Here is a 17507-nt window from a genome sequence, read left to right on the forward strand (position 1 = left end):
TTGTCAGACAGGCGCAACCCATAAATTGCAGAAAAAAGCGCGTTCGCTGCATTCCACAGCAAAAGTCGCTGTTATACGCAGTTACACACAGCGTTATCCACATTCACCGGGCCTGGCAAATTTAGGCGAGCATCACGCAAACGTTTTCGCTACAATGCCGGGCAATATGACGGACTCCCCTTTTAGGGGCGTTATCTGAGGTTTTTGATCTTTCCTTCTTATATAGAAGAGAAAACCGCTGTAAAACCTGATGTAACGCTCTTCTATACGCGAAACAAAGCCAAGGGATAAACCACCATGCAACAACCTCGTCCTGTACGCCGCGCCTTGCTCAGTGTCTCTGACAAAGCCGGCATCCTCGAATTTGCTCAGGCGCTCTCCAGTCGCGGTGTCGAACTGCTCTCCACAGGTGGAACCGCTCGCCTGCTGGCGGATGCGGGTCTGGCTGTCACAGAAGTCTCTGATTACACCGGTTTCCCGGAAATGATGGATGGACGCGTCAAAACCCTGCATCCGAAAGTGCATGGCGGCATTCTGGGTCGTCGCGGCCAGGATGATGCCATCATGGCGCAGCATGACATCAGCCCTATCGACATGGTGGTCGTTAATCTCTATCCCTTTGCCCAGACCGTTGCCCGTGAAGGATGCTCACTGGAAGACGCAGTAGAAAACATTGATATCGGCGGCCCGACCATGGTGCGCTCTGCCGCCAAGAACCATAAAGATGTGGCCATCGTGGTCAGCAGCGGCGACTACGACGCCATCATTGCTGAAATGGATGCCCACCAGAACGGCCTGACGCTCGACACCCGTTTCGATCTGGCGATCAAAGCGTTTGAACACACCGCCGCTTACGACGGTATGATCGCGAACTACTTTGGTAGTCTGGTGCCCGCCTATCACGGTGAACGCAATCAGCCTGCAGGTCGCTTCCCGCGTACCCTGAATCTGCACTTCATCAAGAAGCAGGATATGCGTTACGGCGAAAACAGCCACCAGCAGGCGGCCTTCTATGTAGAAGAGCAGGTTTCTGAAGCCTCGGTTGCCACCGCGCAACAGGTTCAGGGCAAAGCGCTCTCCTATAACAATATCGCTGATACGGATGCCGCACTCGAGTGTGTCAAAGAGTTCAGTGACCCCGCCTGCGTCATTGTTAAACATGCTAACCCCTGTGGCGTTGCGACCGGCGACGACCTGCTGTCAGCCTATGACCGTGCTTACCAGACCGACCCTACCTCTGCGTTCGGGGGCATCATCGCCTTTAACCGCGAGCTGGATGAAGCGACAGCACAGGCCATTATCAGCCGCCAGTTCGTTGAGGTGATCATCGCGCCCGCCGTTTCCGAGGCCGCGCTGAAGATTACCGCGACGAAACAGAATGTCCGTGTCCTGATCTGCGGCCAGTGGCAAAACCGCACGGCAGCGCTGGATTTCAAACGCGTCAACGGTGGCCTGCTGGTTCAGGATCGCGATCTCGGTATGGTCGATGCCAGCCAGCTGCGCGTGGTCAGCAAGCGTCAGCCATCGGAGCAGGAGCTGCGTGATGCCCTCTTCTGCTGGAAGGTCGCGAAGTTTGTTAAATCCAACGCCATTGTCTATGCGCGTGACGGGATGACGATCGGGATTGGTGCCGGCCAGATGAGCCGCGTCTACTCCGCTAAAATTGCCGGTATTAAAGCGGGCGATGAAGGACTGGAAGTGAAAGGTTCTGCCATGGCGTCAGATGCGTTCTTCCCCTTCCGCGACGGTATTGATGCAGCCGCTGCGGTGGGCGTGAGCTGTGTGATTCAGCCTGGCGGCTCTATCCGCGATGAAGAGGTGATTGCGGCGGCGGATGAGCACGGCATTGCCATGATCTTTACCGATATGCGCCACTTCCGTCATTAATCGTTCCGGAGAGTAACAGATGAAAATTTTAGTGATTGGTAATGGCGGACGTGAACACGCGCTGGCCTGGAAAGCGGCACAGTCGCCGCTGGCAGAAACCGTCTTTGTTGCGCCAGGTAACGCCGGTACGGCATTAGAGCCTGCGCTGCAGAATGTCGCAATCAGTGCGACCGATATCCCTGCCCTGCTGGATTTTGCCCAGCGTGAGAAGATCGATCTGACCATTGTCGGACCGGAAGCACCGCTGGTCATTGGCGTGGTGGATGCATTCCGTCAGGCTGGGCTGACTATTTTTGGCCCGACTCAGGCTGCCGCACAGCTGGAAGGCTCAAAAGCATTTACCAAAGACTTCCTGGCGCGCCATCAGATCCCCAGCGCGGCATACCAGAACTTTACCGAGGTCGAGCCGGCTCTCGCTTATCTGCGTGAGAAAGGCGCGCCTATCGTCATTAAAGCTGACGGCCTGGCCGCCGGTAAAGGCGTCATTGTGGCGATGACGCTGCAGGAAGCAGAAGAAGCCGTTCAGGATATGCTGGCCGGTAATGCCTTTGGCGACGCCGGGCACCGCATTGTTATCGAAGAGTTTCTGGATGGCGAAGAAGCCAGCTTTATTGTAATGGTCGACGGCGAGCATGTGCTGCCAATGGCCACCAGCCAAGATCATAAACGCGTAGGCGATGGCGATACCGGTCCGAACACCGGCGGAATGGGTGCCTACTCCCCGGCGCCGGTCGTCACCGATGAGATCCACCAGCGCGTCATGGATCAGGTTATCTGGCCGACGGTGCGCGGCATGGCTGCTGAAGGCAACGTTTACACCGGTTTTCTCTACGCCGGTCTGATGATCGATCGCACCGGGCAGCCGAAAGTAATCGAATTCAACTGCCGCTTCGGCGATCCGGAAACCCAGCCGATCATGCTGCGCCTGCAGTCGGATCTGGTCGATCTTTGCCTGGCCGCCTGTGAGGGTAAACTGGATCAGAAAACGTCGCAGTGGGATCCGCGTCCTGCGCTCGGTGTGGTACTGGCGGCGGGCGGTTATCCGGGTGACTACAGTCAGGGTGATCAGATCCACGGTCTGCCACTGGAAGAGGTTGCGGACGGCAAGGTCTTTCACGCCGGAACCCGGCTGGAAGAGGATCGGGTGCTGACCAGCGGTGGCCGCGTGCTGTGCGTTACCGCACTGGGTGAGGATGTCGCTGCGGCACAGAAGCGGGCTTATGCGCTGACACAGCCCATCTCGTGGCAGGGCAGCTTCTGCCGCCGCGATATTGGCTATCGCGCCATTAATCGCAAATAAGTTCAGGGGGCACCGGGTGCCCCCTTTTTATTTTTACATATCATCTTCTGTCGGCTGCTGCGCGCACTCATCCTGCTGACTGATCCGCAACAGCTGTATGCCTTCCGGCGCGTCCAGCCATGACACCATCAGCGGTGCCGGGGCGCTGCGCTGCTGCTGTGTCAGTATCCGCAGGGCATCAGCATCAAAAGCGGGCCTGACCTGCTGACCTTCACAACTCTCCAGCAGATTGTTGCCCAGCCAGTGTCCCTGCCTCAGGAATACCCGACCGCTTAACAGCGCATCACTCAGGTTACGCATCCGCTGAGCGTCAAACTTATAGAGTTCCACCGCATCAGCACTCACGGCTTCACGCCGGTCTGACAGCTGACGCTGCATAAAGTTGAGGCCGCCCGCCTGGTCAAAGCGCAGGGTGACATCATCAGGCTGCTTTCCTTTTACCTGGCGCTGAACGCTGATCAGCGCCTCTTCCAGCCAGACATAATCGGTCACCTCGCCCTCACCGCCACTGAACGGCGTGTAGATCGTACGAATATGGACAGACTGGTGATCGCTGTTTTTACGCCAGATGCGCACAACACCACGATCGGCAAGATAGCCACTGGCAGAAAAGGGGGGAATATCCGGAACAGAGCTGCAGCTAAACAGAAACAGGGAGAGAAACAGAACAGCTAAACGCTGAAACAGCGGGGTCATGATGGCTGGCCTCTTAAACAAAAGGGGCGAAACGCCCCCTGTTTTAAAGCTTAACCGCAGTGCGACGTCTTACTTAACGGCGTCTTTCAGCGCTTTACCAGACACGAATGCCGGTACGTTTGCTGCAGCGATTTTGATCTCTTTGCCAGTCTGCGGGTTACGACCGGTACGCTCAGCGCGGTGGTTCACTTTAAAAGTACCAAAACCAACCAGTTGTACAGCATCACCATCTTTCAGAGACTCAGTGATCGCAGCCAGAGTAGATTCCAGCGCTGCCTTAGCCTGGGTTTTAGACAGGTCAGCTTTTTCTGCGATCACATCAATCAGTTGAGTCTTGTTCATAAGTTATCCTTAAAGTGTATTTATCGCTTGCTAAGCAACGAGTGCGAGGGAAAAGCCATATTCTGGCACTCTTCTGCCTGCACGCACCGATAGCCACAATTTTCAGCCCCCCAAATGTAGACCAGAGAGGGGGCCAATGTGAAGCCTCCAGGCGCGCTAATTCGGGCCTGAAGTCACGTTTTATCGCCTTACTGCTGGAAATTTATACCGATGTTACTTATTCCCGCTTCACGCAGGTCAGATCGCAGACCTTTAATCAATTCAAGGTCGCGCTCTTCACACTCCGCCAGCAGGCGGAAAATCTCCCACTGGAGGTCCCACTCATCGATGATAGCCGGGTTTTCACGCAGCTCCTCATCGGTCATTTCGCGTCCAGCCTGTGTCATTTCCAGCATGGCAACCGTCGTAATGGATGTCCTGCTGACTTCAATCGCATGCTCCAGCGTTTCACCACTCAGCTGGGCATGTAACACTTCGCTCAGGGCCACGCAGGCATCGATAGCCGGATAGACGCCATAGACCTCAAACGCATCGCCATCGGGAATGGCAGCCTCGAGCTTTTCCAGCTGGCTGTCGAAGTTAATCTTCGCATCTTTGACCGTCAGGTTTTCCCAGATCAGATCAAGGATGCGGCGATAGAGTGCCGGATCGGCAAATTCAGTCTGCTCGCAGAATGCGCGATAGTTGGGGTACATACGCTCGCACAGGCAGGCCATAAACGTCAGATGCTGCCAGCTTTCCAGCTTCGCCAGACGCAGATGAACGGGATTTTGTAACATAAAGGTGGCTCTTATTCGTTTCGCTGGCCGCAGTGTAACTGCAAAAGCGCAGCACAAACAGTGTTAAAGCGCGTTTTGCCAGCGCTGGAAAGCGGAACGGTTCGACGCCACTGCATCGGCCCAGCGGGTGGGTTCCGGCAAACGGTAACCGCGCGTACAGTTTTCGACCCACTGCAGCGCAGTATCCAGGCTGACACGGTGGCCGGTGGCGACGAACAGCGGGTTGCAGCGTTGCTTGCTGCGCCATACCCAGCCAATCTGCTCACCTTTGTCGATCAGCGGCTGGCGGCTGCCCGGTTGCGCATCCAGATCGGCAAAACGACCACACAGCCGGCTTTTCGCGACCCCGATAGTAGGCACATCCACCAGCAGACCAAAATGCGAGGCAACGCCGAGCCGTCTGGGATGCGAAATTCCGTGTCCATCCACAAACAGCAGGTCCGGCTTCTGCTCCAGCATCTCCCAGGCGGCCATCAGGGCCGGATATTCCCGGAAGGAGAGAAAGCCCGGGATATAGGGCATCGTCGTCTCAATACGCGCGATGCGATGCTCCACCAGCCGAAGCGATGGGTACTCCAGGATTACCATCGCTGCGCGTGTGATCGTGCCTTCCTGCTCAAAACCTACGTCGGCCCCGCCGATATAGCGAGGCGGTAACACATCAAAATCATCGTCACGCACCACGTCAGCGGCGCGTTGTAACTGCTCAGCGCGAAGTGCGGCAATATCCATGATTACTCCTGATGCCAGGGACGTGATAAACGATGCACAGCATCAACAAAGACACCGGCATTTTCCGGTGGCACATCCAGATGAATGCCGTGCCCCAGATTAAAGACATGGCCGGTGCCGGAACCAAAGCGCTCCAGAATACCGGCCACTTCCTGCTCAATACGTTCAGGTGCCGCATAGAGCATAGAGGGGTCCATATTGCCCTGCAGCGCAACTTTATCGCCCACGCGACGGCGCGCATCGTCAATGTCGGTGGTCCAGTCGAGACCCAGCGCATCACAGCCGGTGGCGGCCATCGCTTCCAGCCACTGTCCACCGCCTTTGGTGAACAGCGTCACCGGCACGCGGCGGCCATCATTTTCACGCAGCAGGCCATCAACAATTTTGTGCATGTAGTGAAGGGAGAATTCGCGGTAGTCACGGCCGGTCAGCACGCCGCCCCAGGTGTCGAAGACCATCACCGACTGGGCACCTGCGCGAATCTGCGCATTGAGATAGAGAATGACGCTGTCAGCCAGCTTATCCAGCATCGCATGCAACGTAGCAGGCTCGGCATACATCATCTTTTTGATTCGGGTAAACGCTTTGCTGCTGCCGCCTTCCACCATGTAGGTGGCCAGCGTCCATGGACTGCCGGAGAAGCCGATCAGCGGCACCTCGCCATTCAGATTGCGGCGGATGGTGCGAACCGCGTTCATCACATAGCCCAGCTCCATCTCCGGATCGGGCACCGGCAAGCGATCAACGTCAGCGCGGCAGGTTACAGGGTTTGAGAAACGCGGGCCTTCACCGGTTTCAAAATAGAGTCCCAGTCCCATCGCATCCGGAATCGTCAGGATGTCACTGAAGAGGATGGCGGCATCCAGCGGAAAACGACGCAGCGGCTGCAGGGTGACTTCACAGGCCAGCTCGGCGTTTTTACACAGCGACATAAAATCACCCGCCTGGGCGCGTGTCGCTTTGTACTCCGGCAAATAGCGCCCGGCTTGTCGCATCATCCATACCGGCGTGACATCCACCGGCTGACGTAACAGGGCACGCAAATAACGATCGTTCTTCAGTTCACTCATCTCAACACTCTCTCAATAACAGGCGTGTAGTGTAGCACTTTCACACTTCAGCGCGGCACAGGGCGACGGTATCTTCAATCAGGCGGCGTGCCACGGTGCCGGGCGGAGGCAGCAGGGGAAGGTCATCAAAACGGAACCAGGCCGCATCCAGCAGCTCTTTGCCATCATGCTGCAGATCGCCGCTGTCATACTCCGCCATGAAGGCGGTCATCAGGGATTGCGGAAAGGGCCACGGCTGAGAGGTCACATAGCGCACGTTTTTGACGCGGATGTTGCTCTCCTCCATCACTTCGCGGGCTACGGCCTGCTCCAGCGTCTCACCGACCTCCACAAAGCCGGCCAGCACGGTATAGACCTTGTTGCGATGGCGGGCATGATTTGCCAGCAGGATTTCATCACCACGACGGATAGCCACGATGATGCAGGGGGCGATTTGCGGATAGTAACGCTCACGGCAATGACTGCACAGGCAGGCAAATTCATGCCTGCTGTGATGCATTTCATGGCCGCAGTAGCCGCACCAGCGATGAGAGCGGTAAAACTCCGCCAGCTGCACACCCCGCCCCGCCAGCTGAAACAGTCCGACATCCTGATCGATCAACTGCCGCACGGAGAACATATCGGCAGAGCGTGACGCACAAATCAGCCAGACATTTTCGCCCTGCCACTCTCCGATAAGGCGTGCTTTACTGCCAGTCAGACCAAAATTTTCGGCGTTTCCGTGGGGTAAATCACCTTGTGGCAACCAAAGTTTCTGTTCATGGCTGACAATCCACCATCCAGCGTCTACGCTTGAGATTTCGCATTGCATTTATTTCGTCATCCTTAGCGTCAAATCGTACGCTGAAGCCCTGATGTTAAGTGTGTTGATAAACAACTATAACTCACATGGAGTCAGATATGCTTAACCAGTTAAACGTCCTGGCTGAACGCGTAGGTGGCAGTAATGAGCTGGTCGATTCCTGGCTCGAAGCCCGTCGCCAGCTGCTGGTGACCTATTATCATCTGGTCGGCCTGAAGCCCAACAAAGAAGCCCTGACCCGTCTCGATGAGCAGGCGCTGGACAACTTCTGTCACAGCCTGGTCGATTATCTTTCGGCCGGTCACTTCAGTATCTATGAACGTGTTGTCAGTGAAATGAACGGTGACAGCCCGATGATTGCGGCTGCGCAGATCTATCCGCCACTGGAAGCCAACACCGAGCGGCTGATGCAGCTCTATGATGGTCACCTGCAACAGGCGATAGACGATGAAAACTGCATGACTTTCCAGCAGGCGCTTTCAGAAGTGGGCGAGGTGCTGGAGTCGCGCTTCACGCTGGAAGATAAGCTAATCCAGCTGGCATGGGATAATCAGCTGGCTACCCCGCCGGTTGCCAATGACAGTCAGATTGCCCGTCCCGCTTAACCGGTATCACCACCAAAAGGGTTGAGATTATCCACTCGCCCTTTTATGCTGAAGAGGTTCCGAGGCCACTACGCCGACGAACATTTTTTGTTTTTTGCTGTGAAAAACACGATTTTTACGCCCGATCTGCCGGTCAGATTGGTGCGTAAAAAGCGCTTCTTGTCGGAGTGCCCAGCCGGGCTGAGACCGTTAATTCGGGATCCGCGGAACCTGATCAGGTTAGAACCTGCGAAGGGAACAAGAGTAAATTTTTACGGTATGCCAGCATTCTTATGCTGCCGATACCGCTACTCCTTCCGAACTCCGGACAAGCATCGTTCCCCCTGAACAGGAAGATTGCTATGTCTGACCCAAAAATGACCCGTCGTGAACAACGTGCCCAGGCGCAGGAATTTATCGATTCGCTGCAAAGCGGCAGTGCATTTCCCCAGTCCCGTCGCATCTGGATAACCGGCAGCCGTGACGATATTCGCGTTCCGATGCGCGAGATCACGCTAAGCCCGACCCACACCGGTGGCAGCAAAGCGCAGCCGACCTATGAGCCAAACGAAGCGGTGCCGGTTTACGACACGGCAGGTGCCTATGGCGATCCCGCGGCACAGATCGATGTTCATCGCGGCCTGGAAAAACTGCGCGCCCGCTGGATAGCGGAACGCGATGACAGCGAATACCTGCCACAAAACAGTTCCGGCTACACCCAGCAACGGCTGGCTGATGAGGGGCTGGACCATCTGCGCTTCGATCACTTACCGACGCCGCGCCGGGCCTGTGCAGGCCGCCGCGTCACCCAGCTGCATTATGCCCGACAGGGGATCATCACCCCGGAAATGGAGTTTATTGCGCTGCGGGAAAATATGGGCCGTGAGCGGATTCGCAGTGAAGTGCTGCTGCAACAGCATCCGGGCCACAGTTTTGGCGCGCATCTGCCAGCCAGCATCACACCAGAGTTTGTGCGGCAGGAGGTGGCAGCCGGACGGGCCATCATCCCTGCCAATATCAATCACCCGGAATCGGAGCCGATGATCATCGGCCGCAACTTTCTGGTTAAGGTGAATGCCAATATCGGTAACTCAGCGGTCACCTCCTCCATCGAAGAGGAAGTGGAAAAACTGGTCTGGTCGACGCGCTGGGGGGCCGATACGGTGATGGATCTCTCTACCGGCCGCTATATTCATGAAACGCGCGAGTGGATTCTGCGGAACAGCCCGGTCCCCATCGGCACAGTGCCGATCTATCAGGCGCTGGAAAAAGTGAACGGCGTGGCCGAGGCGCTGAACTGGGACGTTTTCCGCGACACGCTGCTTGAGCAGGCGGAACAGGGGGTGGATTACTTCACGATACACGCTGGCGTCCTGCTGCGTTATGTCCCGATGACGGCGAAGCGGCTGACCGGGATCGTGTCGCGCGGCGGATCGATCATGGCGAAATGGTGCCTGTCGCATCATCAGGAGAACTTCCTTTATCAGCATTTCCGGGAGATTTGTGAAATCTGCGCCGCTTACGATGTGTCGCTGTCGCTGGGCGATGGTCTGCGGCCGGGTTCAATTCAGGATGCGAACGATGAGGCGCAGTTCGCTGAGCTGCGTACCCTGGGCGAACTGACCCGTATTGCCTGGGAATATGATGTGCAGGTGATGATTGAAGGGCCGGGCCATGTGCCGATGCATATGATCCGCCGCAACATGACCGAACAGCTCGACCTGTGCGATGAAGCCCCCTTCTACACCCTCGGCCCGCTGACCACCGACATCGCACCGGGCTATGACCACTTTACCTCCGGAATCGGGGCCGCCATGATTGGCTGGTTTGGCTGCGCCATGCTCTGTTACGTCACACCTAAAGAGCATCTGGGGCTGCCGAACAAAGAGGATGTCAAACAGGGGCTGATCACCTACAAAATCGCGGCACATGCTGCCGACCTGGCTAAAGGCCATCCCGCCGCGCAGATCCGCGATAACGCCATGTCCAAAGCGCGCTTTGAATTCCGCTGGGAAGATCAGTTCAACCTGGCTTTGGACCCTCACACCGCCCGCGCCATGCATGATGAAACCCTGCCGCAGGAGTCAGGCAAAGTAGCCCATTTCTGTTCAATGTGCGGCCCTAAATTCTGCTCAATGAAGATTTCTCAGGAGGTACGCGAGTTTGCGGCACGCCAGGATAGCCGCGCTGAACCGGTGGAAGTGGGCATGGCCCGGATGTCAGAGCATTTCCGCAGCCGCGGGGGTGAGCTTTATCACTCTGCCGATGTTATTGAGGAGGAGTAACCATGTCTGCCTTTCCTGCTACCGCCCCGCGCCTGGGGCTCTATCCGGTGGTTGACAGCCCCGCCTGGATTGAACGCCTGCTGACGGCGGGCGTGCGCACGTTGCAGCTGCGCATCAAAGATCAGCCCGATGAGATTGCCGAACCCGCGATTGCTCAGGCGATAGCGCTGGGCAAACGCTACGATGCGCGCCTGTTTATCAATGATTACTGGGAGCTGGCGATCAGACATGACGCCTATGGTGTGCATCTGGGTCAGGAAGATCTGGATGTTGCCGATCTCGCCCGGATTCGCCAGGCAGGATTGCGGCTCGGGATCTCCACCCATGATGATACCGAACTGGATCGCGCCCTGGCGATCCAGCCCTCTTACATTGCACTGGGACATATCTTCCCGACGCAGACCAAAGCGATGCCTTCTGCGCCTCAGGGCGTGGAACAACTGAAGCGACATCTGGCACGCCTGACGCACATCCCCACCGTGGCGATTGGCGGTATCTCGATTGCCCGGGCACCGGAAGTCCTGGCAACCGGCGTGGGCAGCATTGCTGTGGTGAGTGCGATAACCCAGGCAGATGACTGGCGTGAAGCCACGCGCACCCTGCTGGCGCTGGCAGAGCCTCACGGATAGCGATTTCCGGAACCTGTCCCGCATCCTGGCGGCAAATGCGGTAACGTCCACCACTTTCCGGGAAAGCGGCGCGCAGAAGCAGAGGCTGAGGGTGGCACCTCCTGAACCGGTACTTTAACGTGGCCGTCGTCAGGTGACGGTTATCTGACCAGGGCCGGTTCCCTCCTCTTGCCGGCCCTGCTTCTTCTTCGGTTTAAGCGACATCGGGAGCGGAAGCAGGCGTCTCATGCTGACAGGAGAGCATGGCGCGTTCCACGGCCGCCCCCAGCCGTGCCAGCGCCTGTTCCGTCTGATCGGTGATGGGCAGCGCAAAGTTCAGACGCAGACAGTTGCGATATTTCCCCGATGCTGAAAAGAGTGAGCCGACGGCAATCTGGATTTTTGACTCGCGCAGTTCGCGGTTAAGCCGGACGGCGTCAAACGCTTCAGGAAGTTCTATCCACATCATAAAACCGCCCTGAGGACGGGAGACGCAGATACCGCAGGGAAAGTAGTGGCGCACCCAGCAGCTGAAAGTTTCATAGTTGCGGTGATAGATCTGCCGCATCCGGCGCAGATGAGGCTGATAATGCCCCTGGCGGATAAACTCGGAAACGGCATGCTGAGGCTGCGTAGCCGTAGAGCCTGTGACGATATATTTCATGTGCAGCACGCGGTCGCGATAACGGCCAGGTGCCACCCAGCCAACCCGCAGACCTGGCGCCAGCGTTTTTGAAAAGGAGCTGCAGAGCAGCACCCGGCCATCCATATCGAGCGCCTTAATGGCGGGCGGACGGGGATATTCCCAGGCTAACTCTCCATAAACGTCATCTTCGATGATGGCCGCATCAAAACGCTGCGCCAGCGCCAGTAACGCCCGTTTGCGCGCCTCAGGCATGATAAAGCCGAGCGGATTATTGCAGTTCGGAACAACGATGACCGCTTTAATGGGCCACTGGTCAAAAGCCAGTTCCAGCGCCTCAAGACTGATGCCGGTTATCGCATCGGTCGGAATCTCAATGGCCCGGATGCCAAAGCCACGCAGGGTTTGCATGATACCGTGAAAAGAGGGCGACTCGACGGCGATGATATCGCCCGGTTCACAGACCGCCCGCACGGCTACCGATAAGGCTTCATGGCAGCCGGTTGTGATAACAATATCATCGGCGGTAAGCTGACAGCCGCTATCGATCGCCAGCCGGGCAACCTGTTTCCGCAGCGCGAGAACGCCATAGAGGGTGTCATAATTCAGCAGGCCAGCCTCCTGCTTCTGAGCCTGACGGCTGAAGGCTTTCCACAGCGGCTTCAGGGTCGGCTGGGTCAGATCGGGCATGCCGCTGCCCAGTTGCAGTACGTCATCTTCCAGCCGGCTGTTGAGCAGCTCCAGCACCGCGTCCCACTGCGTCACCTCAACAGGCCGCTGCACGGGACGGGTCAGCGCAGGTACCGGCGGCGTGGCTTTGTGCGACGCCACAAAATAGCCGGAGCGCGACTGCGGGATAATCATCTGCTTCTCTTCCAGCAGGCGATAAGCCTGCTGCACCGTGCTGATACTCACCCCATGTTCCGCACTCAGGCTGCGCACAGAGGGCAGACGCTCCCCGCTGCGAAACAAGCCCTGTTCGATACGCTGTGCCAGCAACGTGGCCAGATGTTCATAGCGGGTCATTGTATCCTCTCCTGCCAGCGTGATGATGATCGACCAGTACAGTCAGGCTCCTTTTTTACCATTCAGATCGCGATCTCTTCAATCTGTATGTTAATAAAAGGTGATTTTTGAGTCTGTATCATACAGGTGTATCCCTGGAAAATAGTGCTCAGGCCAATCATTGAGGAAACTATCATGGGATATGATGAAAATCGCGCCGCTAAGCCTTTTGCCGTTACGCCTTACCTTCTGCTCCGTTATCTCTGGCGCAGCTTCAGACGCTGGCAGCTGCGGCGCGAAACGCGCGCTATTCTGTCGAGACTGAGTGACAGTCAGCTGAAAGATATCGGCATCGGCCGCAATGACTGGAATGGCTGAATCAGAGACAAAAAAAACCCTGCCGAAGCAGGGTTTTTATCAGGCGAAGGACGATTAATCGTCTTTGCTGCCGCCGAGGCCGGCGTTCAGCAGTTCAGCCAGGCTGGCTGAGGCTTCATCCGCAGTCACCTGCGGTGCAGCCGGAACTTCACCCGCCGCTTTACGGCGCATACGATCCTGATGGTATGCATAACCGGTACCGGCCGGGATCAGACGACCCACGATGACGTTCTCTTTCAGGCCGCGCAGTTCATCACGCTTGCCTGCTACTGCTGCTTCGGTCAGGACACGGGTCGTTTCCTGGAACGATGCGGCAGAGATGAACGATTCGGTTGCCAGTGATGCTTTGGTAATACCCAGCAGGTCACGTACGAAGGTTGCGCCAACTTTTCCGTTCGCTTCCAGATCACGGTTAGAGATCTTGATGCGAGAGAATTCAGCCTGCTCACCTTCCAGGAAGTCGGTGCTTCCTGCGCTCACGATGGTCGCTTTACGCAGCATCTGACGAACGATGACTTCGATGTGCTTATCGTTAATCTTAACGCCCTGCAGACGATAAACTTCCTGCACTTCGTTAGTGATGTAACGGGTCACCGCATGCACGCCACGCAAGCGCAGGATGTCATGTGGAGACTCTGGGCCATCGGAAACCACGTCACCGCGCTCAACACGTTCACCTTCGAACACGTTCAGCTGACGCCATTTCGGAATCATCTCTTCGTATGGCTCACTGCCATCCAGCGGCGTGATGACCAGACGACGTTTACCTTTGGTCTCTTTACCGAAGGAGATGATACCGCTGATCTCAGCCAGGATAGCCGGCTCTTTCGGACGACGCGCTTCGAACAGGTCAGCAACGCGTGGCAGACCACCGGTGATATCCTTGGTACCGCCAGATTCCTGCGGAACACGCGCCAGCGTGTCACCGGCACTGATCTTAACGCCATCTTCCAGCTGAACAATCGCTTTACCCGGCAGGAAGTACTGAGCAGGCATATCAGTGCCTGGGATCAGAACGTCGTTGCCGCTGGCATCAACAATTTTCAGCGCAGGACGCAGATCTTTACCGCCTGACGTACGTTCAGCACTGTCCAGCACCACCAGCGAAGAAAGACCGGTCAGATCATCTGTCTGACGGGTAATGGTCTGGCCGTCAATCATGTCGGTGAAGCGAATGAAACCGCCCACTTCGGTGATAACTGGCATGGTATGCGGATCCCAGTTTGCTACGGTTTCGCCCGCTGCAACCTGCTCACCATCACCTTTCGCCATGGTAGAACCGTAAGGAACTTTATAGCTCTCTTTGGTACGACCAAATTCATCGATCATTTTCAGTTCGACGTTACGCGAGGTGATCACCAGCTTACCTGCCGAGTTCGTTACCGACTTAGCGTTGGTCAGCTTGATGGTACCTTTGTTCTTCACCTGAATGCTGGATTCAGCAGCCGCACGTGATGCCGCACCACCGATGTGGAACGTACGCATCGTCAGCTGTGTACCCGGCTCACCGATGGACTGTGCCGCGATAACACCGATCGCTTCACCTTTGTTGATGATGTGACCACGTGCCAGGTCGCGACCGTAGCAGTGTGCACACACACCAAAGTCAGTTTCACAACCTACGACCGAACGCACTTTCAGGCTGTCGACTGAGTTCAGTTCCAGCACGTCACACCAGTGCTCATCGAGCAGGGTGTTGCGTGGAACCAGAATGTCAGCCGAGCCCGGCTTCAGAACGTCTTCCGCGGTCACACGACCCAGAACGCGTTCGCGCAGTGGCTCTTTCACGTCGCCACCTTCGATGACCGGGGTCATCATGATGCCTTCGTGCGTTCCACAGTCATCTTCGGTCACAACCAGATCCTGGGCAACGTCAACCAGACGACGCGTCAGATAACCGGAGTTCGCGGTTTTCAGTGCGGTATCCGCAAGACCTTTACGCGCACCGTGGGTTGAGATGAAGTACTGGAGTACGTTCAGACCTTCACGGAAGTTCGCGGTAATCGGCGTCTCGATGATGGAGCCATCTGGCTTCGCCATCAGACCACGCATACCGGCCAGCTGACGAATCTGTGCAGCAGAACCACGCGCACCGGAGTCGGCCATCATAAAGATGCTGTTAAAGGAAACCTGTTTCTCTTCTTCGCCGTCACGGTTAATCACGGTCTCAGTAGAGAGGTTTTCCATCATCGCTTTGGCAACACGTTCGTTGGCTGCGGCCCAGATATCGATGACTTTGTTATAACGTTCACCCGCGGTAACCAGACCAGACTGGAACTGTTCCTGGATCTCAGCCACTTCCGCTTCCGCTTCGGTGATGATTTCCACTTTCTTCTCTGGAATAACCATGTCGTCGATACCGACTGACGCGCCTGAACGGGCTGCGTAGGCGAAACCGGTGTACATGGTCTGGTCAGCAAAGATAACGGTCGGCTTCAGCCCCAGAATGCGGTAACAGGTGTTCAGCATTTTGGAGATCGCTTTTTTACCCAGCGCCTGGTTGACGATGGAGTAAGGCAGACCTTTCGGCACGATCATCCACAGAATGGCACGGCCAATCGTGGTGTCGATCAGGCTGGTTTTAGCAACCCACTCATCCTGCTCATTTTTCTCGTGTTCGGTGATACGCACCTTAACGCGAGCGTGCAGTGAGGCCAGGCCAGCGCGATAAATGCGCTCAGCTTCTTTCGGGCCAGTCAGTACCATGCCTTCGCCTTTGGCGTTAACACAGTCACGGGTCATGTAGTACAGACCCAGTACAACGTCCTGAGAAGGAACGATGATTGGCTCGCCGTTCGCAGGTGACAGGATGTTGTTGGTAGACATCATCAGCGCACGCGCTTCCAGCTGAGCTTCCAGCGTCAGCGGAACGTGAACAGCCATCTGGTCACCATCGAAGTCGGCGTTATACGCCGCACAAACCAGCGGGTGCAGCTGGATAGCTTTACCTTCGATCAGAACCGGTTCAAAGGCCTGAATACCCAGACGGTGCAGCGTAGGCGCACGGTTCAGCAGAACCGGGTGCTCACGGATCACTTCGTCGAGGATATCCCAGACAACCGCTTCTTCGCGCTCAACCATTTTCTTCGCGGCTTTGATGGTGGTGGCCAGGCCACGCAGTTCCAGCTTGCCGTAAATAAACGGTTTGAACAGTTCGAGTGCCATTTTCTTCGGCAGACCGCACTGATGCAGACGCAGGTATGGACCCACGGTGATAACCGAACGACCGGAGTAGTCGACACGTTTACCCAGCAGGTTCTGACGGAAACGACCCTGCTTACCTTTGATCATGTCAGCCAGCGATTTCAGCGGACGCTTGTTGGAACCAGTGATCGCACGACCGCGACGACCGTTGTCCAGCAGTGCATCGACCGCTTCCTGCAGCATACGCTTTTCGTTGCGCACGATGATATCTGGCGCAGCCAGATCCAGCAGGCGCTTCAGACGGTTGTTACGGTTGATCACGCGACGATAAAGATCGTTCAGATCTGACGTAGCAAAACGTCCGCCATCCAGCGGAACCAGCGGACGCAGATCCGGTGGCAGAACAGGCAGCACGGTCAGGATCATCCACTCTGGCTTGTTACCAGACTGAACGAACGCTTCCAGCAGCTTGATACGCTTGGTCAGTTTTTTACGCTTGGTTTCAGAGTTGGTTTCGTTCAGCTCTTCACGCAGCTGCTCGCACTCCTGGTCCAGATCCATGTTTTTCAACAGGGCCTGGATCGCTTCGGCGCCCATTTTGGCGTCGAACTCGTCACCGAACTCTTCCAGTGCGTCAAGGTACTGCTCTTCAGTCAGGATCTGACGCTTCTCGAGGTTGGTCATCCCACCTTCGATTACCACGTAAGATTCAAAGTAGAGCACGCGCTCGATGTCACGCAGTGGCATATCCAGCAGCAAGCCGATACGCGATGGCAGTGACTTCAGGAACCAGATGTGCGCAGTCGGCGACGCCAGTTCGATGTGGCCCATACGCTCACGGCGTACTTTAGTCTGGGTCACTTCAACGCCGCACTTCTCACAAATCACACCACGGTGTTTCAGACGCTTGTACTTACCGCACAGGCACTCATAGTCTTTTACCGGCCCGAAGATACGGGCACAGAACAGACCATCGCGCTCTGGCTTAAAAGTACGGTAGTTAATGGTTTCTGGCTTTTTCACTTCACCAAAAGACCAGGAACGGATCATGTCTGGCGAAGCCAGCGCAATTTTGATCGCATCAAACTCTTCGGTCTTAGTTTGCGCTTTCAGAAACTTAAGTAAGTCTTTCACGGATTAGCTCCCGTCGGAGTGAGACTCAGGGGGCGTCCAACCGAAATTGAACGCCCCGTAACCAGTACAATTGCGAGCGCTTAAACCCTGCGCTTTCAGGCGGCGGCGAACCACAGCC

General features: G+C 56.4%; 15 protein-coding genes and 1 riboswitch. Of the genes, 7 read left to right on the top strand and 8 right to left on the bottom strand.

Annotated elements, in window-relative coordinates; genetic code table 11:
* From OXR04_RS21320 to purD, 3 genes are all read left to right on the top strand, one after another.
* Positions 1 to 199, top strand: a 199-nt coding sequence (locus tag OXR04_RS21320) for a hypothetical protein (protein ID WP_267372845.1), incomplete at its 5' end; no start/stop codon positions are given.
* 98 nt (positions 200 to 297) lie between these two features.
* On the top strand, positions 298 to 1887 hold the full coding sequence (purH, locus tag OXR04_RS21325) for a bifunctional phosphoribosylaminoimidazolecarboxamide formyltransferase/IMP cyclohydrolase (protein WP_267372843.1): 1590 nt from the start codon (positions 298 to 300) through the stop codon (positions 1885 to 1887).
* 19 nt (positions 1888 to 1906) lie between these two features.
* A complete protein-coding gene (gene purD, locus OXR04_RS21330) occupies positions 1907 to 3187 on the top strand; it encodes a phosphoribosylamine--glycine ligase (RefSeq protein WP_009092646.1) in 1281 nt (426 codons plus the stop codon).
* Between the two features lie 33 nt (positions 3188 to 3220).
* On the opposite strand, the gene OXR04_RS21335 is transcribed toward purD, so the two are convergent.
* The 6 genes from OXR04_RS21335 to nudC form a co-directional block, all read right to left on the bottom strand.
* Complete coding sequence (locus OXR04_RS21335; RefSeq protein ID WP_009092647.1) at positions 3221 to 3883, bottom strand: DUF1481 domain-containing protein; 663 nt, start codon at positions 3881 to 3883, stop codon at positions 3221 to 3223.
* A 69-nt stretch (positions 3884 to 3952) separates the two neighbouring features.
* Positions 3953 to 4225 carry a nucleoid-associated protein HU-alpha gene (gene hupA / locus OXR04_RS21340; protein WP_003850136.1) on the bottom strand — a complete coding sequence of 91 codons (273 nt, stop codon included), beginning with the start codon at positions 4223 to 4225 and terminating at the stop codon, positions 3953 to 3955.
* A 188-nt stretch (positions 4226 to 4413) separates the two neighbouring features.
* The gene (locus tag OXR04_RS21345; RefSeq protein WP_009092648.1) at positions 4414 to 5004 is read right to left on the bottom strand and encodes a YjaG family protein; all 591 of its coding nucleotides are present in this window, start codon (positions 5002 to 5004) and stop codon (positions 4414 to 4416) included.
* 63 nt (positions 5005 to 5067) lie between these two features.
* On the bottom strand, positions 5068 to 5736 hold the full coding sequence (gene nfi, locus OXR04_RS21350) for a deoxyribonuclease V (protein ID WP_009092649.1): 669 nt from the start codon (positions 5734 to 5736) through the stop codon (positions 5068 to 5070).
* Positions 5737 to 5738: 2 nt separating this feature from the next.
* The gene (hemE, locus tag OXR04_RS21355; protein WP_009092650.1) at positions 5739 to 6806 is read right to left on the bottom strand and encodes a uroporphyrinogen decarboxylase; all 1068 of its coding nucleotides are present in this window, start codon (positions 6804 to 6806) and stop codon (positions 5739 to 5741) included.
* A 40-nt stretch (positions 6807 to 6846) separates the two neighbouring features.
* Positions 6847 to 7617 (bottom strand): NAD(+) diphosphatase, encoded by a 771-nt coding sequence (gene nudC, locus OXR04_RS21360; RefSeq protein ID WP_009092651.1) that lies wholly within the window; start codon positions 7615 to 7617, stop codon positions 6847 to 6849.
* Positions 7618 to 7706: 89 nt separating this feature from the next.
* On the opposite strand from nudC, the gene rsd reads away from it, so the two are divergent.
* The 3 genes from rsd (at position 7707) to thiE (ending at position 11106) form a co-directional block, all read left to right on the top strand.
* Positions 7707 to 8213 carry a sigma D regulator gene (rsd, locus tag OXR04_RS21365; protein WP_267372840.1) on the top strand — a complete coding sequence of 169 codons (507 nt, stop codon included), beginning with the start codon at positions 7707 to 7709 and terminating at the stop codon, positions 8211 to 8213.
* Between the two features lie 153 nt (positions 8214 to 8366).
* Positions 8367 to 8467: riboswitch (TPP riboswitch) on the top strand.
* An 87-nt stretch (positions 8468 to 8554) separates the two neighbouring features.
* Positions 8555 to 10477: a phosphomethylpyrimidine synthase ThiC gene (gene thiC / locus OXR04_RS21370; protein ID WP_009092653.1), complete on the top strand. Its 1923-nt coding sequence runs from the start codon at positions 8555 to 8557 to the stop codon at positions 10475 to 10477.
* A 2-nt stretch (positions 10478 to 10479) separates the two neighbouring features.
* Positions 10480 to 11106: a thiamine phosphate synthase gene (thiE, locus tag OXR04_RS21375; RefSeq protein WP_009092654.1), complete on the top strand. Its 627-nt coding sequence runs from the start codon at positions 10480 to 10482 to the stop codon at positions 11104 to 11106.
* 193 nt (positions 11107 to 11299) lie between these two features.
* Here thiE and OXR04_RS21380 read toward each other — a convergent pair whose 3' ends face one another.
* Positions 11300 to 12754: a PLP-dependent aminotransferase family protein gene (locus OXR04_RS21380; protein ID WP_009092655.1), complete on the bottom strand. Its 1455-nt coding sequence runs from the start codon at positions 12752 to 12754 to the stop codon at positions 11300 to 11302.
* A gap of 174 nt (positions 12755 to 12928) precedes the next feature.
* Here OXR04_RS21380 and OXR04_RS21385 point away from each other — a divergent pair, with 174 nt between their 5' ends.
* Entirely contained in the window at positions 12929 to 13111 is a 183-nt protein-coding gene (locus OXR04_RS21385) for a DUF1127 domain-containing protein (protein WP_046100988.1), read from the top strand.
* 54 nt (positions 13112 to 13165) lie between these two features.
* Here the strand turns inward: OXR04_RS21385 and rpoC are convergent, their stop codons facing one another.
* The gene (gene rpoC, locus OXR04_RS21390) at positions 13166 to 17389 is read right to left on the bottom strand and encodes a DNA-directed RNA polymerase subunit beta' (protein WP_009092657.1); all 4224 of its coding nucleotides are present in this window, start codon (positions 17387 to 17389) and stop codon (positions 13166 to 13168) included.
* Positions 17390 to 17507: the final 118 nt, after the last annotated feature.

This window comes from Pantoea sp. GM_Pan_3, assembly GCF_026541045.1.
Taxonomy (GTDB): domain Bacteria; phylum Pseudomonadota; class Gammaproteobacteria; order Enterobacterales; family Enterobacteriaceae; genus Pantoea; species Pantoea anthophila.